This is a genomic window from Streptomyces sp. NPDC090025, from assembly GCF_044748125.1.
Lineage (GTDB): Bacteria > Actinomycetota > Actinomycetes > Streptomycetales > Streptomycetaceae > Streptomyces.
Genome location: NZ_JBIVFL010000004.1, coordinates 229,277 through 247,729, shown reverse-complemented (window position 1 = coordinate 247,729; position 18,453 = coordinate 229,277). Strand labels below are relative to the sequence as shown.

The 18,453-nt window shown below is 74.3% G+C and carries 18 protein-coding genes; 13 read left to right on the top strand and 5 right to left on the bottom strand.

What is annotated here, in order from left to right:
• Nucleotides 1–95: 95 nt before the first annotated feature.
• The 3 genes from ACIPXM_RS13705 (at nucleotide 96) to ACIPXM_RS13695 (ending at nucleotide 3,414) form a co-directional block, all read left to right on the top strand.
• Entirely contained in the window at nucleotides 96–1,142 is a 1,047-nt protein-coding gene (locus ACIPXM_RS13705; protein WP_401655035.1) for a PP2C family protein-serine/threonine phosphatase, read from the top strand.
• A gap of 271 nt (nucleotides 1,143–1,413) precedes the next feature.
• Nucleotides 1,414–2,808, top strand: coding sequence for a transcriptional regulator (locus ACIPXM_RS13700; RefSeq protein ID WP_401655034.1), 1,395 nt, complete (start codon nucleotides 1,414–1,416; stop codon nucleotides 2,806–2,808).
• Nucleotides 2,809–2,883: 75 nt separating this feature from the next.
• Entirely contained in the window at nucleotides 2,884–3,414 is a 531-nt protein-coding gene (locus tag ACIPXM_RS13695; RefSeq protein ID WP_401655033.1) for an NUDIX domain-containing protein, read from the top strand.
• 92 nt (nucleotides 3,415–3,506) lie between these two features.
• Here ACIPXM_RS13695 and ACIPXM_RS13690 read toward each other — a convergent pair whose 3' ends face one another.
• Entirely contained in the window at nucleotides 3,507–4,367 is an 861-nt protein-coding gene (locus tag ACIPXM_RS13690; protein WP_401655032.1) for a 3-hydroxybutyryl-CoA dehydrogenase, read from the bottom strand.
• Nucleotides 4,368–4,539: 172 nt separating this feature from the next.
• Between ACIPXM_RS13690 and ACIPXM_RS13685 the strand changes: the two genes are divergently transcribed.
• Complete coding sequence (locus ACIPXM_RS13685) at nucleotides 4,540–5,763, top strand: glycoside hydrolase family 10 protein (RefSeq protein WP_401655031.1); 1,224 nt, start codon at nucleotides 4,540–4,542, stop codon at nucleotides 5,761–5,763.
• A 35-nt stretch (nucleotides 5,764–5,798) separates the two neighbouring features.
• On the opposite strand, the gene ACIPXM_RS13680 is transcribed toward ACIPXM_RS13685, so the two are convergent.
• Nucleotides 5,799–6,002, bottom strand: a complete 204-nt coding sequence (locus ACIPXM_RS13680; RefSeq protein WP_401655030.1) for a DUF1918 domain-containing protein — start codon at nucleotides 6,000–6,002, stop codon at nucleotides 5,799–5,801.
• 43 nt (nucleotides 6,003–6,045) lie between these two features.
• Nucleotides 6,046–7,038, bottom strand: a complete 993-nt coding sequence (locus ACIPXM_RS13675) for a DMT family transporter (RefSeq protein WP_401655029.1) — start codon at nucleotides 7,036–7,038, stop codon at nucleotides 6,046–6,048.
• On the opposite strand from ACIPXM_RS13675, the gene ACIPXM_RS13670 reads away from it, so the two are divergent.
• From ACIPXM_RS13670 to ACIPXM_RS13655, 4 genes are all read left to right on the top strand, one after another.
• On the top strand, nucleotides 7,037–8,476 hold the full coding sequence (locus ACIPXM_RS13670) for a PLP-dependent aminotransferase family protein (protein WP_401655028.1): 1,440 nt from the start codon (nucleotides 7,037–7,039) through the stop codon (nucleotides 8,474–8,476). The two genes, ACIPXM_RS13675 and ACIPXM_RS13670, sit on opposite strands and share 2 nt — an antisense overlap.
• Nucleotides 8,477–8,580: 104 nt before the next feature.
• Nucleotides 8,581–9,042, top strand: a complete 462-nt coding sequence (locus ACIPXM_RS13665; protein WP_401655027.1) for a GNAT family N-acetyltransferase — start codon at nucleotides 8,581–8,583, stop codon at nucleotides 9,040–9,042.
• A gap of 69 nt (nucleotides 9,043–9,111) precedes the next feature.
• Nucleotides 9,112–9,687, top strand: coding sequence for a histidine phosphatase family protein (locus ACIPXM_RS13660; protein ID WP_401655026.1), 576 nt, complete (start codon nucleotides 9,112–9,114; stop codon nucleotides 9,685–9,687).
• Nucleotides 9,688–9,778: 91 nt separating this feature from the next.
• Nucleotides 9,779–10,939, top strand: coding sequence for a methyltransferase (locus tag ACIPXM_RS13655; RefSeq protein ID WP_401655025.1), 1,161 nt, complete (start codon nucleotides 9,779–9,781; stop codon nucleotides 10,937–10,939).
• On the opposite strand, the gene ACIPXM_RS13650 is transcribed toward ACIPXM_RS13655, so the two are convergent.
• Together ACIPXM_RS13650 and ACIPXM_RS13645 are read right to left on the bottom strand one after the other, a co-directional pair.
• Complete coding sequence (locus tag ACIPXM_RS13650; protein ID WP_401655024.1) at nucleotides 10,926–12,527, bottom strand: ABC-F family ATP-binding cassette domain-containing protein; 1,602 nt, start codon at nucleotides 12,525–12,527, stop codon at nucleotides 10,926–10,928. The genes ACIPXM_RS13655 and ACIPXM_RS13650 overlap by 14 nt on opposite strands.
• Nucleotides 12,528–12,710: 183 nt before the next feature.
• Entirely contained in the window at nucleotides 12,711–13,130 is a 420-nt protein-coding gene (locus ACIPXM_RS13645; RefSeq protein ID WP_401655023.1) for a DUF4440 domain-containing protein, read from the bottom strand.
• A gap of 187 nt (nucleotides 13,131–13,317) precedes the next feature.
• On the opposite strand from ACIPXM_RS13645, the gene argC reads away from it, so the two are divergent.
• The 5 genes from argC to ACIPXM_RS13620 are packed head-to-tail and all read left to right on the top strand — an operon-like array spanning nucleotide 13,318 to nucleotide 18,256.
• Nucleotides 13,318–14,346: an N-acetyl-gamma-glutamyl-phosphate reductase gene (gene argC / locus ACIPXM_RS13640; protein ID WP_401655022.1), complete on the top strand. Its 1,029-nt coding sequence runs from the start codon at nucleotides 13,318–13,320 to the stop codon at nucleotides 14,344–14,346.
• Nucleotides 14,343–15,494, top strand: coding sequence for a bifunctional glutamate N-acetyltransferase/amino-acid acetyltransferase ArgJ (gene argJ / locus ACIPXM_RS13635; protein ID WP_401655021.1), 1,152 nt, complete (start codon nucleotides 14,343–14,345; stop codon nucleotides 15,492–15,494). The genes argC and argJ overlap by 4 nt, the downstream gene beginning before the upstream one ends.
• On the top strand, nucleotides 15,491–16,402 hold the full coding sequence (gene argB, locus ACIPXM_RS13630) for an acetylglutamate kinase (protein WP_401655020.1): 912 nt from the start codon (nucleotides 15,491–15,493) through the stop codon (nucleotides 16,400–16,402). The genes argJ and argB overlap by 4 nt, the downstream gene beginning before the upstream one ends.
• Nucleotides 16,403–16,449: 47 nt before the next feature.
• Nucleotides 16,450–17,694, top strand: coding sequence for an acetylornithine transaminase (locus ACIPXM_RS13625; protein ID WP_401655210.1), 1,245 nt, complete (start codon nucleotides 16,450–16,452; stop codon nucleotides 17,692–17,694).
• A 25-nt stretch (nucleotides 17,695–17,719) separates the two neighbouring features.
• A complete protein-coding gene (locus ACIPXM_RS13620) occupies nucleotides 17,720–18,256 on the top strand; it encodes an arginine repressor (RefSeq protein ID WP_401655019.1) in 537 nt (178 codons plus the stop codon).
• The last annotated feature ends 197 nt before the right edge of the window (nucleotides 18,257–18,453 follow it).

Genomic DNA, 18,453 nt, shown 5'->3' with positions numbered 1-18,453 from the left:
GGTGCGGTCCGGTCGGGAGAATCGACGCGGTCACAGGGGCGGGCCTGTGTGCCGCAGGGTCTTCGGGCGCTGGCGGGCCTCGGGAAGGGCCGTGGATGTTCCGTGACAGGGCGGTGGTCGCCGAAGGCTCCTGGCTGCGGCGGACGGCTCCATGGGTGGCTCCGGTCGGCTGGGGAGCCGTGGCGGTGTCGTGGCGGATGTGGTGTCCGCTCGCCCGGGAGCCCGGGCTGCCGATGCGGGTCGCGACCAGCGTGGTGTTCCTGACCGTCGGCATGGGGATCGTGCTCGGGGTGCGCTGCGGACTGCGCCGGGAGCTGGCCCGGGTCCGGGCCGTCGCCGACGCCACCCAGCAGGTGCTGCTGCGCCCGCCGCCCGCGCGGCTCGACGGACTGACCGTCGCCGCCGGGCAGTTGTCCGCGTTCCGGGGCGCCGCCGTCGGTGGCGACCTGTACGAGGCGGCCGCCACCCCGTACGGCGTCCGGATCGTCATCGGTGACGTCCGGGGCCACGGCCTCGCCGCCCTCGGCGCCGTCGTCGCGCTGCTCGGCAGCTTCCGCGAGGCCGTCCACGACGAACCCGAACTCGCCGGAGTGCTGCGCCGCCTGGACCGCGCCCTCGCCCGCCATCTGCGCGACCGGGCCCCCGACGCCCGCGACGCGCACCCCGTGGCCGAGGAGTTCGTCACCCTGCTGCTCCTGGAGATCCACCCCGACGGCCGGGTCGCCACCCTGATCTGCGGCCACCCCGGCCCGTACCGGCTCGGCGGCCGGCGCATCGAGCCGCTGTCCGTCGGCGACCCGCTGCCGCCGCTCGGCGCCTTCCCGCTGCCCGCCGACCTCGTGCCGTACCGCGGCGGACTGCTGCGCCCCGGCGAGACCCTGGTGCTCCACACCGACGGCGCCGAGGAGGCCCGCGACCACCGCGGCCGGTTCTTCCCGCTCACCGCCGTCCTCGCCGGAGCGGCCCGGCAGGCCCCCGCCGAACTGGTCCGGCACGTCCACACCGCGCTGCTGCGGCACACCGGAGGGCGGCTCACCGACGACGTCGCCCTCCTCGTCGTCCGCAACGACCGGGTACGGGTACCGGCGCAGCCCGCCGAACCCGGGCTGCGCCGTACCCGGCCCGCGCCCTCCCCGCACTAGGTGGGACAGGGAGGACGGTCGGCCGGCGCCGCCCGCGCTGCCACGGAGTGTCGGGCAGATCAACAGCGCGAGCGGCGCGCGGACCGGGCGACCGCACTGTACGAGGGGGAGCCGGCGGCCCGGTCCTCGCCCTGCGGCGAGGGAGCCAAGTCAACCCGTACCGGGGCGACTTCGACAGGGTGCGCGGAACGGTACAACGAGTACTTCGTTCACACCCCGTGCGAAAGCGGTCTTCACTACTCTGAGCGCACCGAAGCACCGGAGCGGTTCCATGCAGCCCAGTCCCCAGCCCGCCACCCAGGCCACCCCCCGGGCCGTCACCCAGCCGAACGCCCTGCTCGACGCCCTGCTCGACGAGGCGGGCGTCTCCAACGCCGGGCTCGCCGCCCGGGTGAACCAGGCGGGCCGCGCCCGCGGTCTCGCCCTGCGTTACGAACACACCGCCGTCGCCCGCTGGTTGAAGGGCCAGCGGCCGCGCGGTCAGGTGCCCGACCTGCTCTGCGAGGTGCTGGCCGCCCGGCTCGGCCGCCCGGTCACCCTCGACGACATCGGCCTCGGCCTGCCCGGCGCGCCGCCGACCGCGCCCGGCACCCCGCTGTCCGGTTTCGTCGAACGGGCCACCGCGCTCTGGCGGTCCGACGAACAGCGCCGCCCGCAGCTGCTCGCCGCCCCCGCCGTCACCGGCACCCCCGCCGTGCTGCCGGTGTGGGAGTGGGAGAACCCGCCGGAGGACATCGACGTGTCACGGCCGGCGGCCGGGCGCGACCGGGTCTCCGCCGCCGACGTCACCCTGCTCGCCGCCGCCCGCGCCCACTACGAGCAGATGTACCGGCGGGCCGGCGGCCTCGCCACCCGGAGCCGGATCGTCGGCTTCCTCAACGCCGAGACCGCCCCGCTGCTGCGCGGCGGTTACGGCGACACCCTCGGCCGCAGGCTGCACCGGGCGGCCGGCGGCCTGGTCGCGGTCGCCGGGATCTGCGCGTACGACTCCGACGCCCAGGGCCTCGCCCAGCGCTACTTCCACCAGGCGCTCCGGCTCGCCAAGGCCAGCGGGGACCGGGGGCTCGGCGCCTATGTGGTCGCGCTGCTCGTCAACCAGTCGCTGTTCATGGGGGAGTACCGGCAGGCGGTGGCGTTCGCCGAGGCCGCGCTGCGCTCGGCCCGCCGCGAGATCACCCCCGCGCTCGCCGCCGATCTGACCGCGATGCAGGCCAAGGCGTACGCGCACCTCGGCGACGGCGGCGCCGCGCTGGCCTGCGTCCGCCGGGCGGAGGCCGCCGCCGAGCGGATCAGCCCGGGCAGCGAACCGGCCGAGACCGGTTACGTCCAGCCGGGCCTGGTCAATGTGCAGGTCGCCGAGGCGCTCCTCGGGCTCGGCGAGCTGGCGGCCGCCCACGCGCACGCCGCCGAGGCGGTCGGCACCCCGGCCCATGACCGGGGGCGGGTGCACCGGCTCGCGATGCTGTGCCAGATCGAGCTGCGGCAGGGCGACGCGGACCGGGCGGCCGGGACGGCGGTGGAGATGACCGAGCGGGCCCGCGGCATGGAGTCACGGCGGCTGCGGGACCGGCTGCGGGTGGTCCGGGAGCACTTGCTGGCCAGTGGGGGCGCGGACGCGCGCCGGGCGGCCGAAGTCATCGACTGTGCGCTCCGTGTGCCCCTGTGAGCGTTTCTTGCGACCTGGCGAAGGCTGCGATATTGCCACCAGGCAATCACCGACCTGTCGGAAGGTGGCAAGAACGTGCAATGGACGAAACTGAACGAACAGCCGGTCTATGAGAACCGCTGGTTCCGGGTCAATCTCGCCGACGTCGAACTCCCCGACGGGCGCCGTCTCGACCACTATCTGATCCGGCTCCGCCCGGTCGCCGCCGCGACCGCCGTCAACGCCGCCGACGAGGTCCTGCTGCTCTGGCGCCACCGCTTCATCACCGACAGCTGGGGCTGGGAACTGGCCGCCGGGGTCGTCGAGGACGGCGAGACCCTGGAGGCCGCCGCCGCCCGCGAGATGGAGGAGGAGACCGGCTGGCGCCCCGGCCCGCTGCGCCCGCTGCTCACCGTCGAACCCTCCAACGGTCTGACCGACGCCCGGCACCACCTCTACTGGACCGAGGAGGCCACCTGGACCGGGCCGCCCACGGACGCCTTCGAGTCCTCGCGCCTGGAATGGGTGCCGCTGAAGCTCGTCCCCGATCTCGTCGCCCGCGGCGAGGTCCCGGCCGCGAACATGGCCGCGGGGCTGCTGATGCTGCACCATCTGCGGCTGGCCTGAGCCGGGGGGCCCGCAAACGCACCGGAGCCGCCGCCCGGCGGGGCGGCGGCTCGGTCATGTGGTACGGGGTGCGGCCGGTACGGCGTCAGGCGTCAGTTGTACGGGTAGAAGCCGGAGCCCGACTTCCGGCCGAGCCGGCCCGCGTCCACCATGCGCTGGAGCAGCGGGGGAGCGGCGTACAGCGGCTCCTTGTACTCGTCGTACATCGAAGCCGCGATCGACACGATGGTGTCGAGGCCGATCAGGTCGGAGAGCTTCAGCGGGCCCATCGGGTGGGCGCAGCCGAACTCCATGCCGTTGTCGATGTCCTCACGGCTCGCGATGCCCGACTCGAACATCCGGATCGCCGACAGCAGGTACGGCACGAGCAGCGCGTTCACCACGAAGCCGGAGCGGTCCTGGGCGCGGATCGCGTGCTTGCCGAGGGTCTTCTCGGCGAACAGCTGGGCCCGGCTGATGGTGCCCTCGGAGGTGGTGAGGGCGGGGATCAGCTCGACCAGCTTCTGCACCGGCGCCGGGTTGAAGAAGTGGATGCCGACGACCTGGTCGGGGCGGGAGGTCGCCACCGCCAGCTTCACCAGCGGGATGGAGGAGGTGTTGGAGGCCAGGATGGCGTCCGGCCGGGTCACCACCTGGTCGAGCACCTGGAAGATCTCGGTCTTGACCTGCTCGTTCTCGACGACGGCCTCGATCACGAGGTCGCGGTCGGCGAACTCGCCGAGGTCGGTGGTGAAGCTCAGCCGGGCGAGCGTCGCGTCCCGCTCCTCCTCGCTGATCTTGCCGCGTTCGGCGGCCTTCTCGAGCGAGTTGAAGAGCCGCGTGCGGCCGATCTCCAGCGCCTCGCCGGTGGTCTCGGCGACCTTCACCTCGAGGCCGCTGCGGGCACACACCTCCGCGATGCCCGCGCCCATCTGGCCGCAGCCCACCACTCCGACGCGCTCAATGTCGGCCATGGAGTCCGTCACCTCGTGCCTTTCGCTCTGAAGCTTGCGGCGGGCCCCGTGTGATTCCGGTGCGTCCGCCTCGACCCCACGACGTTACTCCGACACGCGCGATGATCGATCGGTCCGGGGGTGGGGATGCTGTCCGATGGGCTGTGACGTATCCGATAGCGAGGGGTGACAAATGCCGTCGATCGGCAGAAGAAGGTTCCTGGCGGGGGCGGCCCTGACCGCGTGCGGCCTGAGTCTCGACGGCGCGGGGGCGCCGGGCGCGACCGGGGCGACCGGGGCGGGGGCGACCGGGGACGGGCGGGCCGCGTTCCGGGGGATGTGGGTGGCCACGATCACCAATCGCGACTTTCCGTCCCGCCCCGGGCTCGGCGCCGACGAGCAGCGGGCCGAGCTGCTCGCCGTGCTCGACCTCGCGGTGCGGTCCGGGACGACCACCGTGATGTTCCAGGTCCGGCCGTCCGCCGACGCCCTGTGGCCCTCCCCGTACGAACCCTGGGCGCAGTGCCTCACCGGGACGCAGGGCCGCGACCCCGGCTGGGACCCGCTCGGCACCGCCGTCGCCGAGGCGCACGCGCGCGGCCTTGAGCTGCACGCCTGGTGCAACCCGTACCGGGTGGCGGGGCACGCCGACCCGTCCCGGCTTGCGCCCGACCATCCGGTGCGGCGCCATCCGGACTGGGCGCTCGTCCACAACGGGCGGCTGCTGTACGACCCGGGGCTGCCGGAGGTCCGCACGCACGTCCAGGACGCGATGCTCGACGCCGTACGCCGCTACGACGTCGACGGGCTGCACTGGGACGACTACTTCTATCCGTACCCGGTGGCCGGGCAGCCCGTCCCCGACGACGCGAGCTGGCAGCGGTACGGGGCCGGGTTCGCCGACCGGGCGGCCTGGCGGCGGCACAACGTGGACCTGCTCGTCTCCGAGACCTCGGCCCGGCTCAAGGAGCTCAAGCCCGGGCTGCCCTTCGGCATCAGCCCCTTCGGCGTCTGGCGGCACGCCGGGACCGACCCGCTCGGCTCCGACACCCGGGGCGGGGTGCAGTCGTACGACGATCTGTACGCGGACAGCAGGCGCTGGGTGCGCGAGGGCTGGATCGACCACGTGACCCCGCAGCTGTACTGGCACATCGGCCACCCGACGGCCGACTACGCGAAGCTGGTGCCCTGGTGGGAGGCGGTCGTACGGGACACCGGGGTACGGCTCCACCTCGGCGAGGCGGCCTACAAGGCGGGCGACCCGGCGCAGCCCGCGGCCTGGCAGGACCCGGCCGAACTCACCCGGCACGTCGAGCTGGCCCGGCGGTACCCGGGCGTCGACGGGCACTGCTGGTTCGCGGCCCGTGAGGTGGCGGCCGATCCGCTGGGGGCGGTGAGCGCCGCGCTGCGGGCGTGACGGCGGCGGCCGGGTGGCCGGGATCCCGGGGTCCGTCAGCGGCCGCTCGACTCCCCGGGGTGGCGGACGACGGTGTCGGGGCCCGGTGACATCAGGGCCTCGTGGCCGTCGTCGTCGAACTTGACGCGGTACGGGGGATCGCCGTTCTCGCCCAGTACCTGGAGGACCTGGGCCGTACGGTCGTGCTGACCGACGGTCCGGCCGTGCACCAGCAGCTTGTCGCCCACGTTCGCACGCATCGGGGGACCTCCCTCGCTCCCTGCTGTCATTGTGGCGCGCGGGTCATGCCTTCGCCCGCTGGGTGACGGCGATGCAGACCAGGACGCCGACGGCGGCCAGCGGGGCCGCCGGGGCCAGGTCCTCGCCGAGCAGGGTCACCGACCAGACCAGGGTGAGCAGCGGCTGGGCGAGCTGGAGCTGGCTGGCGCGCGGGATGCCGATCGCGGCCATGCCCCGGTACCAGACGTACAGGCCGAAGAAGGTGGAACCGGCGGCGACCCAGAGCAGGCCGATCACGCCGTGCGCGGTGAGGCGCACCGGCTCGTGGGCGAGCGCGACGGCGGCGGCCGCGGTCATCAGCGGCAGGCACAGCACCAGGGCCCAGCCGATCACCTGCCAGCCCGGCATGAGCCGGGCGAGCCGCCCGCCCTCGGTGTATCCGGCGGCGCAGACCAGGAGCGCGCCGAAGAGGTAGAGGTCGCCGGTGGACAGCGCGCCGCCGCTCTGCTGGAGGGTGAAGCCGAGCACCACGACGGCTCCGGCGATCGCGGCGGTCCAGAAGGTGCGGGACGGGCGGCGGCCGGTGCGCAGCGCGGCGAAGGCCGCGGTGGTGAGCGGCAGGAGTCCGACGACGACGGCGGCGTGCGAGGTCGTCGACGTCCGCAGGGCGAGGGTGGTCAGCAGCGGGAAACCGATCACGACGCCGCCCGCGACGACCGCGAGTCCGGCCCAGTGCCGCCGCTCGGGCAGCGGCACCCGGCCGGTCAGCAGGAAGGCCCCCGCGATCAGGGCGGCGAGCAGCGAGCGCACGGCCACGAGCGACCAGGGGCCGAAGGACTCCAGGCCCCAGGCGGTGGACGGGAAGGTCAGCGAGAAGGCGACGACGCCGAGGGCGGCGAGGAGGGTGCCGCGCTGGGGCGCGGGCACGGGCGCGGGCACGGCGCTGGTGGCACCCGGGGCGTCGGCAGCGTCGGCGTCGGCGACGGTGGCGGCCGGGGTGCCGGTGGTGGTGACCGCTATCGTGCGATCGGCGGTAGCGCTATTCTGTGCTGTCATGCACGAGCGTAGCAGTGTCGCCGAACTCGCCGGAACCCTGAAAGCGGAGCTCGACCGCTACTCGGTAGGTGAGAAGCTGCCGTCGAGCCGGGCCCTCGTCGAGCGCTTCCACGTCTCCCCGGTCACCGTCACCCGCGCCCTCGCCCAGCTCGCCGCCGAAGGGCTCGTCGTCACCCGCCCCGGCGCCGGTGCCTACCGGGCCGAGCCCGCCGCCCCCGCCGTCACCGGCGACACCTCCTGGCAGGAACTCGCCCTCGCCGTCGACCCCGGCGCGAGCGGCGACCTGGTGCCGCGCGCCGTCGACGCCTCCGGGGTCCTCGTCACCCTCGCCGAACCGCCGCCCGGCGTCGTCGAGTTCAACGGCGGCTACCTCCACCCCGGCCTCCAGCCCGAACGCGCCCTCGCCGGGGCCCTCGCCCGGGCCGGCCGCCGCCCCGGTGCCTGGGGCCGCCCGCCCACCGACGGTCTGCCCGAGCTGCGCGCCTGGTTCGCCCGCGAGATCGGCGGCGCCGTCACCGCCGCCGAGGTCCTGGTCACCGCGGGCGGCCAGTCCGCGCTCACCACCGCCCTGCGCGCGCTCACCCCGCCCGGCACCCCCGTGCTCGTCGAGTCGCCCACCTACCCCGGGATGCTCGCCGCCGCCCGCGCGGCGGGCCTGCGCCCGGTGCCCGTGCCCACCGACCCCGAGGGCATCCGGCCCGACCTGCTCGAAGCCGCCTTCCGCGCCACCGGCGCCCGCCTCCTGGTCTGCCAGCCGCTGTTCCAGAACCCGACCGGCGCCGCGCTGCCCGCCGAGCGGCGGGCCGCGGTGCTGCGCATCGCCCGCGCCGCCGGGGCCTTCGTCGTCGAGGACGACTTCGCCCGCCGTCTGGTGCACGCCGACGCCGGGCCGCTGCCGCCCACCCTCGCCGCCGACGACCCCGACGGCGTCGTCGTGCACGTCTGCTCGCTCACCAAGATCACCTCGGCGAGCCTCCGGGTGGGCGCGCTCGCCGCCCGCGGCCCGGTCCTGGAGCGGCTGCGCGCCATCCAGGTCGTCGACTCCTTCTTCGTACCCCGGCCGCTTCAGGAGGCGGCGCTCGAACTCGTCGGGTCACCGGCCTGGAACCGGCATCTGCGGACCGTCTCCGAGGCGCTGCGGGAGCGCCGGGGCGTGCTCGCCGGAGCCCTCGCCCGCACCCTGCCCGAACTCGCCCTGCCGCACCTGCCGTCCGGCGGCTACCACCTCTGGCTCCGGCTCCCCGACGCCCTGCCCGAGGCGGCGCTGCTGCCCGCCGCGCTGCGCGCCGGGGTCGCGGTGGCCCCCGGCCGCCCCTACTTCAGCGCCGAGCCGCCCGCCGGGCACATCCGGCTGAGTTTCGCGGGTGTCGCCGGGCCCGCGGAGATCGCCGAGGGGGTACGGAGACTGCGCGCCGCCGTCGACGAGATCACGCCATAGCCGGGCGCGGGCGCCCGCCGGACGGACGGCGCGGCCCGGCAGGCGGCCCACGCCCCGGGCACATTCGCCTGACACGGGACGCCCGGGTTGGGCACCCTTGGCCCATGACCGAATCCCGCGGTACCAGCGGCCCCGACGGCGCCGTCCTGCACGGTGCGTACGAGATCTCAGCCGACCCGGGACGCATCGACCCGGCCCTCGTCCACCACTGGCTGTCCACCGACGCCTACTGGGCCCTGGGCCGACCTCGTCAAACGCAGGACCGGGCGATCGCGGGCTCGCTCAACTTCGGCGCCTACCACCGGGAGAGCGGCACCATGGCCGGCTACGCCAGGGTCGTCACCGACTACGCCACCTTCGGCTGGCTCTGCGACGTCTACGTCGCCCCCGACGCACGCGGCACCGGCCTCGGCACCGCGCTCGCCGCCGCCGTCCGCGACCACCTCGCGCCGTACGGACTGCGGCGCTTCATGCTCGCCACCGACGACGCCCACGGCGTCTACGAGAAGGTCGGTTTCACGCCAGTGCGGAATCCGGACAAGTTGATGGCTCTCGGACAGGAGTGAGCGGATGTCCGCTCCCACCCCGTCAACAACCCCTTGACCTGCGGCGCCACCGGCCTCACGATCGCGGCCATGGGTCTTCGGGTCACGCTGGTCGCGGCGGCACGCAGCTCCTCCCTGCTCGCCGAACGCTTCGACGACGACCGGCCGCTCGACGAGGCCGGCTGGTACGAGATACAACGCGCCGCGCCGCGGCTGATTCCGCTCGGTGCCGCCGAGCTCCGGTACTGCTCCCCGACGCCGCGCAGCCGTGCCACCGGCACCGCGCTCGGCTACGCGCCACTCGTCCAGCCCGCGCTGCGCGACTGCGACATGGGCCGCTGGCGCGGCCTCACACTGGCGGAGGTCGCCGCGCTCCAACCGGCCGCCGTCGACCTGTGGCTCGCCGATCCGCGCACCGCGCCGCACGGCGGCGAGTCGCTGCTCTCCTTCATCACCCGGGTCGGCCGCTGGCTCGACACCCGTCCCGCCGACGACGGCGGCATCGTCGCCGTCGCGGAGCCCGCGGTGGTCCGGGCCGCCCTGGTCTACGCCCTGAAGGCACCCCCGCCGACGTACTGGAACGTCGACGTCCGGCCACTGTCGACGGTGACCCTGACCGGCCGGCCGGGCCTCTGGCACCTGGAGCTGGTGGCGGCGGTGTCCTGAGGCGGGCGCCGCGTCGCGGGGCGGGCGACGCGCGCGGCGGCTGGTCGGCGCGGCCGGGGAGTGGCCGCTCACCGGCTAGCCTGGGGGCACGATGAACCGTCTGACCACGTCTTGGGGCACGTTCCCGCTCACCCGATACCCCGCCGACCCGCGCGATCAGCTGCGCGCCTGGGACGCCGCGGACGAGTATCTGCTCAGCCATCTCGCCGAGTCCGGCACCGACCTGTCCGGCGCCGTCGCCGTCGTCGGGGACCGCTGGGGCGCCCTGGCGACCGCCCTCGCCGCCGCCGGAACCGGCGACCTCACGCAGATCTCCGACTCCCACCTCGGGCGGGCCGCCACCGCCGAGAACCTGGCCAGGGCCGGGCTCCCGGACGACGCGGTCCGGCTGCTCACCACCCAGGACCCGCCGCCCGAGCGGGTCGACGTGCTGCTCGTACGGGTGCCCAAGAGCCTGGCCCTCCTGGAGGACCAGCTGCACCGGCTCGCGCCCGCCGTCCACGAGGGCACGGTCGTGGTGGGCACCGGGATGGTGAAGGAGATCCACACCTCCACCCTGCGGCTCTTCGAACGGATCCTGGGCACCACCAAGACGTCGCTCGCGGTCAAGAAGGCCCGGCTGATCCACACCACCCCGGACCCCCGGATCGAGCCGACCCGCAGCCCCTGGCCGCACCGGTACGAGCTGCCCGCCGACGCGCCCGCCGGGCTCGCCGGGCGGACCGTGGTCAACCAGGCCGGGGTGTTCTGCGGCGACCGCCTCGACCTCGGCACCCGGTTCTTCCTCCAGCACCTGCCGACCGGCCTCGGCGCCGCCCGGGTCGTCGACCTGGGCTGCGGCAACGGCGTCGTCGGGCTCGCCGTCGCGCTGGCCGAACCGGACGCCGAGCTGTACTTCACCGACGAGTCGTACCAGGCCGTCGCCTCCGCCGAGGAGAACCTCCGCCAGGCCCTGGGCGACGAACGGACCGCCCGGTTCCTGGTCGGCGACGGGATGGCGGACCTGCCCGAGGCGTCCGTCGACGTGGTCCTGTGCAACCCGCCGTTCCACACCCACCAGGCCATGACGGACCAGACCGCCCGGCGGATGTTCGCCGACGCCCACCGGGCGCTGACGCCCGGCGGGGAGCTGTGGGTGGTGGGCAACCGGCACCTCGGTCACCACGTCACCCTGCGGCGGATCTTCGGCAACAGCGACCTGGTCGCGGGCGAGCCGAAGTTCGTCGTGCTGCGCGCGGTCAAGCGAGGCTGACGAGCCCGCGGTACGAGTCGTTCCACAGGTCCTCCGCCGCGTCCGGCAGCAGCAGCACCCGCTCCGGGCGCAGCGCGTCGATGGCCCCCTCGTCGTGGGTGACCATCACGATCGCGCCCGGGTAGGTGCCGACGGCGGCCAGCACCTCGTCGCGCGAGGCCGGGTCCAGGTTGTTCGTGGGCTCGTCGAGGAGCAGCACGTTCGCGCCGGAGTGGACCAGGCCCGCGAGGGCGAGCCGGGTCTTCTCACCGCCGGAGAGCACCCCGGCGGGCTTGTCGGCGTCGTCGCCCCGGAACAGGAACGCGCCGAGCACCCGCCGCACCTCGCCGTCGGTCAGGTGCGGCGCCGCCGCGGCCAGGTTCTCCCGTACCGTACGGCCCTGGTCGAGCGTCTCGTGCTCCTGCGCGAAGTAGCCGAGCCGCAGACCGTGGCCCGCGACGACCCGGCCCGCGTCCGGGACGTCCTGCCCGGCGAGCAGCCGCAGCAGGGTCGTCTTGCCCGCGCCGTTGAGCCCGAGCACCACCGTGCGCGAGCCCCGGTCGATCGCCAGGTCGACGCCGTCGAGGACCGGGCGGCCGGTCCCGTACCCCTTGGTGAGGGAGACCGCGCCGAGCGGGGTACGGCCGCACGGCGCGGGTTCCGGCAGCCGGATGCGGGCCACCCGGTCCGCGCGGCGGACCTCGTCGAGGCCGTCGAGGAGCCGGTCGGCCCGCCGGGCCATGCTGCGGGCGGTGACCGAGGTCGACGCGCGGGCCTTCATCTTCTCCGCCTGGGCGTGCAGGGTCGCCGCCTTGCGCTCGGCGTTGGCCCGCTCGCGGACCCGGCGGCGCTCGTCGGCCTCCCGCTGGACCAGGTAGGCCGCCCAGCCGGTGTTGTGGACGTCCAGCGCGGCCCGCTGCGGGTCCAGGTGGAAGACCCGGTTGACGGTCGCCGCGATCAGGTCCAGGTCGTGGCTGATCAGGACCAGGCCGCCCGGGTGCGCGGCGAGGTGGCCGCGCAGCCAGCGGACCGAGTCGGCGTCGAGGTGGTTGGTCGGCTCGTCGAGCAGCAGGGTGCCGTCGCGGCCGTGCCCGGCGAACAGGATGCGGGCCAGCTCGACCCGGCGCTTCTGGCCGCCGGACAGCGTGCCGACCGGGCGGCCCAGGGCCTCGGCGGGCAGTCCGAGCCCGGCGGCGACCCGGGCCGCCTCGGCCTCGGCCGCGTACCCGCCGCAGGCGTCGAAGGCGGCCTCGGCGCGGGCGTAGCCGGTCATGGCGCGGTCGTCGGCGCGCTCGGCGAGCCGGTCGGCGGCCTCGCGCAGCCTCCGTACGGCCACGTCCATGCCCCGGACGGACAGGATCCGGTCGGTGACCGTGACGGCGGGGTCGGCGGCCCGGGAGTCCTGCGCGAGATGGGCCACGGGCCCGGTGCGCAGCACCTCCCCGGCGGCCGGCGCGCGCAGCCCGGCGAGGGTGTGCAGCAGGGTGGTCTTGCCCGCCCCGTTGCGGCCGACGAGACCGACGCGGTCGCCGGGCGCGATGTGGCAGGAGACCGCGGACAGGAGGAGACGGGCGCCGACGCGCACGTCGACACCACGGGTGGTGATCATGGGATGACGCTCCGAACAAGCAGAAGGACACACGGGTGGCGTGGGTGTGGGTCCTCGGCTAGGAGATTCGGGGCGTAGACATACCCCCACGGTACGGGGGACCGGGCGGCGGGCGCATCCGGTTTTCCGCCGCGGCCGTCCCCTGCCGTGGCCTTACCCCTGCGGCGGAAAGGCCACCGGGTCCTACCGGTCCGGGTAGACCAGGCGGAGCGCCCGTACCGGCTCCTCGCCGGTGGTGATGTCGAGCGCCGCGATCCGGCCGCCGCGCACGGTGAAGGCGACCGCCGTCACCGCACGGCCGTCCGCGAAGGCCACCGCGCCGAGCGCGCCGCCGACGAGCACCGGGCGGGCGGCCCCGCCGGGTCCCCGGGGGAAGGCCGCCGCCGCGCGCTCCGCCACGGCGGGGGCGCCGACCGCCGTGCCGTGCGGGGAGCGGGCCACCGCGTCCGGGTGCAGGACGGCCGCCAGCACCCGCGGGTCGCGGTCCCGGGCGGCCGTCAGGAACACCTCCACCAGGGTCCGGTCCCGCGCCGGGTCCACGTCGCCGGGGCGGCGGACGGCACCGCGCGGCACCGGCTGTTCCGGGAAGGTTTCCTCGTCCATCGGTCTCGCTCTCCCTCGGGCTGTCACGGTTGTTCCCGTGGGATGACGCCGTGACCCGCGTTTTTGTGACGTACCTCGGCCCGGGCCTCGTCCCTCCGGGCGGTGACGGCATCCGGCGCCCCTCGGGGCTCATTGCATAAAACTGCGGGCATGCGTATAGTCATGCCATCCATGAGGAGGGTTTTCGATGACGGTACGAGCGGCAGTCGCGGGTGCGAGCGGATACGCGGGCGGGGAACTGCTGCGCCTGCTCCTCGCCCACCCGCAGGTCGAGATCGGCGCCCTGACCGGCCATTCCAACGCCGGTCAGCGCCTCGGCGGGCTGCAGCCCCACCTGCTGCCGCTCGCCGACCGGGTCCTGACCGAGACCACCGCCGACGCCCTCGCCGGGCACGACGTCGTCTTCCTCGCCCTGCCGCACGGCCAGTCCGCCGCCGTCGCCGAACAGCTCGGCCCGGACACCCTGGTCGTCGACATGGGCGCCGACTTCCGGCTCGCGGACCCGGCCGACTGGGAGACCTTCTACGGCTCCCCGCACGCCGGCACCTGGCCGTACGGCCTGCCCGAACTGCCGGGCGCCCGCGCCGCGCTGGAGGGGTCCAAGCGCATCGCGGTGCCCGGTTGCTACCCCACCGCCGTCTCGCTCGCGCTCTTCCCGGCGTACGCCGAAGGGCTCGCCGAGCCGGAGGCGGTCATCGTCGCCGCGTCCGGCACCTCCGGCGCGGGCAAGGCCGCCAAGCCGCACCTGCTCGGCAGCGAGGTCATGGGCAACATGACCCCGTACGGCGTCGGCGGCGGCCACCGGCACACCCCGGAGATGATCCAGAACCTCAGCGCCGCCGCCGGGGAACGGGTCGCCGTCTCCTTCACCCCCACCCTGGCGCCGATGCCCCGCGGCATCCTCGCCACCTGCTCCGCCGCCGCCCGCCCGGGCGTCACCGCGGACACCCTGCGCACCGCCTACGCGAAGGCGTTCGCGGACGAGCCGTTCGTCCACCTGCTGCCCGAGGGGCAGTGGCCCGCCACGGCCTCCGTCTACGGTTCCAACGCCGTTCAGATCCAGGTCGCCCACGACCCGTCCACGAACCGGATCATCGCCATCAGCGCCATCGACAACCTCACCAAGGGCACCGCCGGCGGCGCGGTGCAGAGCATGAACATCGCCCTCGGATTCGCCGAGGAGACCGGACTTTCCACGATTGGAGTCGCTCCATGAGCGTCACCGCAGCGAAGGGATTCACGGCCGCGGGCATCGCGGCCGGGATCAAGGCCAACGGCAACCCGGACCTGGCCCTCGTGGTCAACACCGGGCCGCGCCGCGCCGCCGCGGGAGTCTTCACCTCCAACCGCGTCAAGGCCGCCCCCGTGCTCTGGTCCCAGCAGGTCCTCGCCGACGGCGAACTGACCGCGGTCGTCCTGAACTCCGGCGGCGCCAACGCCTGCACCGGCCCGCAGGGCTTCCAGGACACCCACGCCACCGCCGAGAAGGCCGCCGACGTGCTGGCCATCGGCGCGGGCGAGGTCGCCGTCGCCTCCACCGGCCTCATCGGCGTCCTGCTCCCCATGGACAAGCTGCTGCCCGGCGTCGAGAAGGCCGCGGCCGAGCTGTCCGAGCACGGCGGCGAGAAGGCCGCCATCGCCATCAAGACCACCGACACCGTGCACAAGACGGCGGTCGCCTCCCGGGACGGCTGGACCGTCGGCGGCATGGCCAAGGGCGCGGGCATGCTCGCCCCCGGCCTCGCCACCATGCTCGTCGTCCTCACCACCGACGCCGACGTCGACGCCAAGACCCTCGACGGCGCCCTGCGGCACGCCACCCGGCTCACCTTCGACCGGGTCGACTCCGACGGCTGCATGTCCACCAACGACACCGTGCTGCTCCTCGCCTCCGGCGCGGCCGCCGTCACCCCCGCCGACGACGAGTTCGCCGCCGCCGTCCAGGAGGTGTGCGCCGACCTGGCCCGCCAGCTGATCGGCGACGCCGAGGGCGCCAGCAAGGACATCCGCATCGAGGTGATCAACGCGGCCACCGAGGACGACGCCGTCGAGGTCGGCCGCTCCATCGCCCGCAACAACCTCCTCAAGTGCGCCATCCACGGCGAGGACCCCAACTGGGGCCGGGTGCTGTCCGCGATCGGCACCACCGCCGCCGCCTTCGAGCCCGACGCGCTCAACGTCGCCATCAACGGCGTCTGGGTGTGCAAGAACGGCTCCGTCGGCGACGACCGGGACCTGGTCGACATGCGCTTCCGCGAGGTCGTCATCACCGCCGACCTCGCCGCCGGATCCGCGTCTGCCGTGATCTGGGCCAACGACCTGACCGCCGACTACGTCCACGAGAACAGCGCCTACTCGTCATGAGCAACGCACCGCGGAAGCACACCGCCCTCCCTAAGGCCCAGACGTTGACCGAGGCGCTGCCCTGGCTGACCCGCCACCACGGGAAGACCGTCGTCATCAAGTTCGGCGGCAACGCCATGGTGAACGACGAGCTGAAGGCCGCCTTCGCGCAGGACGTGGTGTTCCTGCGGCACGCCGGGCTGCGCCCCGTCGTCGTGCACGGCGGCGGCCCCCAGATCAGTGCCGCCCTCGACCAGGCAGGACTGGTCAGCGAGTTCAAGGCCGGCCTCCGGGTCACCACCCCCGAGGCCATGGACGTGGTCCGCATGGTGCTCGCCGGACAGGTGCAGCGCGAGCTCGTCGGCCTGCTCAACCGGCACGGCCCGCTCGCCGTCGGCCTCACCGGCGAGGACGCCCACACCATCACCGCCGTCAAGCACCAGCCGGTGATCGGCGGCGAGCCCGTCGACATCGGCCGGGTCGGCGAGATCACCGCCATCGACACCGGCGCCGTCCGGGCCCTCCTCGACGACGGCCGGATCCCCGTCATCTCCTCCATCGCCCGCTCCCAGGACGACGACCATGTCTACAACGTCAATGCTGATACGGCGGCTGCGGCACTCGCTGCGGCGCTGGGCGCCGAAACCCTGATGGTCCTCACGGACGTCGAGGGCCTCTACGAGGACTGGCCGAACAGCGACGAGGTGATCAGCCGCCTCACCGCGACCGAGCTGGAGAAGCTGCTGCCCGAGCTGTCCAGCGGCATGGTCCCGAAGATGCAGGGCTGCCTCCACGCCGTCCGCAACGGCGTCAACACCGCCCGTGTCATCGACGGCCGGGTCCAGCACTCGATCCTGCTGGAGATCTTCACCGACGAGGGCATCGGCACCATGGTCGTGCCCGACCAGAGGACGGGGGACGGAAAGTGACCCAGCTCAGCACCGGCAACGGAACCGGAAGCGGAACCGATCACGGAATCGGAACCGGCAACGGAACCGGAACCGATCACGGCACCGGCCACAGTGCCGATCACGGCACCGTCACCGGCAACGCCGCGCTCACCGAGCGCTGGCAAGGCGCCCTGATGGACAACTACGGCACCCCCCGGCTGCCGCTGGTCCGCGGCGCGGGCGCCACCGTCTGGGACGCCGAGGGCACCGCGTACCTCGACTTCGTCGGCGGCATCGCGGTCAACGCCCTCGGCCATGCCCACCCGGCCGTCGTCGAGGCCGTCTCCCGGCAGATCGGTTCCCTCGGCCACGTCTCCAACCTGTTCGTCGCCGAACCCCCGGTCGCCCTCGCCGAACGGCTCCTGCAGCTCTTCGGCCGCCCCGGCAGGGTGTTCTTCTGCAACTCCGGCGCCGAGGCCAACGAAGCCGCCTTCAAGCTCGGCCGGCTCACCGGCCGCCGCCACATGGTCGCCACCACCGGCGGCTTCCACGGCCGCACCATGGGCGCCCTCGCGCTCACCGGCCAGCCCGGCAAGCAGACCCCGTTCCTGCCGCTGCCCGGCGACGTCACCCACGTCCCGTACGGCGACGCCGACGCGCTGCGCGCCGCCGTCACCGAGGACACCGCCCTCGTCGTCATCGAGCCCATCCAGGGCGAGAACGGCGTCGTCGTGCCGCCCCCCGGCTATCTGACCGCCGCCCGCGAGATCACCCGCGCCACCGGCACCCTGCTCGTCCTCGACGAGGTGCAGACCGGCGTCGGCCGCACCGGGACCTGGTTCGAGCACCAGGCCCACGAGGACGTCACCCCCGACATCGTCACCCTCGCCAAGGGCCTCGGCGGCGGTCTGCCGCTCGGCGCCACCGTCGCCTTCGGCCCGGCCGCCGAGCTGTTCACGCCCGGCCACCACGGCACCACCTTCGGCGGCAACCCGGTCGCCTGCGCCGCCGGACTCGCCGTTCTGGACACCCTCGGCGCCGACGGGACGCTCGACGAGGTGAAGCGTCTCGGCGAGCGGCTGAGGGCCGGAATCGAGGCGCTGGGGCACCCGCTGGTCTCCCACGTCCGTGGCTCCGGCCTCCTGCTGGGTATCGTGCTCACGGAGTCCCTCGCACCCCAGGTGCAGCAGGCGGCTCAGGACGCCGGTCTCCTGGTGAACGCGCCCGCCCCCGATGTCGTACGGCTCATGCCGCCGCTCGTCATCGGAGACGCCGAGGTGGACACGTTCCTCGGGGCCCTGCCCGGCGTCCTCGACGAGGTGCACGGGTAAGGACGAACCGGAGAATGAGACGACGATGACCGACGCGCAGGACCACGACCACGCCGGGCCGTCCGTTCCGCAGACCCGCACCGCACGCCACCGCAGGATCGTCGACATCCTCAACCGGCAGCCGGTGCGCTCGCAGAGCCAGCTGGCCAAACTGCTCGCCGACGACGGGCTGAGCGTCACCCAGGCGACGCTCTCCCGCGACCTCGACGAGCTCGGCGCGGTCAAGATCCGCAACACCGGCGGCGAACTGATCTACGCCGTGCCCAGCGAGGGCGGCTTCCGCACCCCGCAGGCCCCGCTCGGCGAGTCCGCCAAGGAGGAGCGGATGCGCCGCCTCTCCGGTGAACTGCTGATCTCGGCCGAGGCGTCGGCCAACCTGGTGGTGCTCCGCACCCCGCCGGGCGCCGCCCAGTTCCTCGCGTCGGCCATCGACCAGGCCGAACTGAACGCCATCCTCGGCACCATCGCGGGCGACGACACGCTGCTGCTCATCTCCCGCGACCCGGCCGGCGGCCAGGCCCTCGCGGACCACCTGCTGCGCCTCGCGCAGAAGGAACGCTAGGGCGTGTCCGTGTCCGTGGAACAGCGCCGTCAGTAGCCGGTGATCGCGGTCGGCCCGCCACGGGTACCGACCGCGATGTGCGGGCGATGCGCCGGGGCCCCCCCCCCCCGGCAAAGTGGCATAGCCCCCGCGGGCCCAGCCACACCCCCCCCGGGTGCCCCCCGCCCCGGGCCCGTGACAAAAAAGCCCGCCCCCCC

Coding starts and splice junctions, on each gene's coding strand:
- ACIPXM_RS13705 (WP_401655035.1), top strand. CDS start 96: ATGTTCCGTGACAGGGCGGTGGTCGCCGAAGGCTCCTGGCTGCGGCGG.
- ACIPXM_RS13700 (WP_401655034.1), top strand. CDS start 1,414: ATGCAGCCCAGTCCCCAGCCCGCCACCCAGGCCACCCCCCGGGCCGTC.
- ACIPXM_RS13690 (WP_401655032.1), bottom strand. CDS start 4,367: ATGGCCGACATTGAGCGCGTCGGAGTGGTGGGCTGCGGCCAGATGGGC.
- ACIPXM_RS13685 (WP_401655031.1), top strand. CDS start 4,540: ATGCCGTCGATCGGCAGAAGAAGGTTCCTGGCGGGGGCGGCCCTGACC.
- ACIPXM_RS13680 (WP_401655030.1), bottom strand. CDS start 6,002: ATGCGTGCGAACGTGGGCGACAAGCTGCTGGTGCACGGCCGGACCGTC.
- ACIPXM_RS13670 (WP_401655028.1), top strand. CDS start 7,037: ATGCACGAGCGTAGCAGTGTCGCCGAACTCGCCGGAACCCTGAAAGCG.
- ACIPXM_RS13675 (WP_401655029.1), bottom strand. CDS start 7,038: ATGACAGCACAGAATAGCGCTACCGCCGATCGCACGATAGCGGTCACC.
- ACIPXM_RS13665 (WP_401655027.1), top strand. CDS start 8,581: ATGACCGAATCCCGCGGTACCAGCGGCCCCGACGGCGCCGTCCTGCAC.
- ACIPXM_RS13660 (WP_401655026.1), top strand. CDS start 9,112: ATGGGTCTTCGGGTCACGCTGGTCGCGGCGGCACGCAGCTCCTCCCTG.
- ACIPXM_RS13655 (WP_401655025.1), top strand. CDS start 9,779: ATGAACCGTCTGACCACGTCTTGGGGCACGTTCCCGCTCACCCGATAC.
- ACIPXM_RS13650 (WP_401655024.1), bottom strand. CDS start 12,527: ATGATCACCACCCGTGGTGTCGACGTGCGCGTCGGCGCCCGTCTCCTC.
- ACIPXM_RS13645 (WP_401655023.1), bottom strand. CDS start 13,130: ATGGACGAGGAAACCTTCCCGGAACAGCCGGTGCCGCGCGGTGCCGTC.
- argC (WP_401655022.1), top strand. CDS start 13,318: ATGACGGTACGAGCGGCAGTCGCGGGTGCGAGCGGATACGCGGGCGGG.
- argJ (WP_401655021.1), top strand. CDS start 14,343: ATGAGCGTCACCGCAGCGAAGGGATTCACGGCCGCGGGCATCGCGGCC.
- argB (WP_401655020.1), top strand. CDS start 15,491: ATGAGCAACGCACCGCGGAAGCACACCGCCCTCCCTAAGGCCCAGACG.
- ACIPXM_RS13620 (WP_401655019.1), top strand. CDS start 17,720: ATGACCGACGCGCAGGACCACGACCACGCCGGGCCGTCCGTTCCGCAG.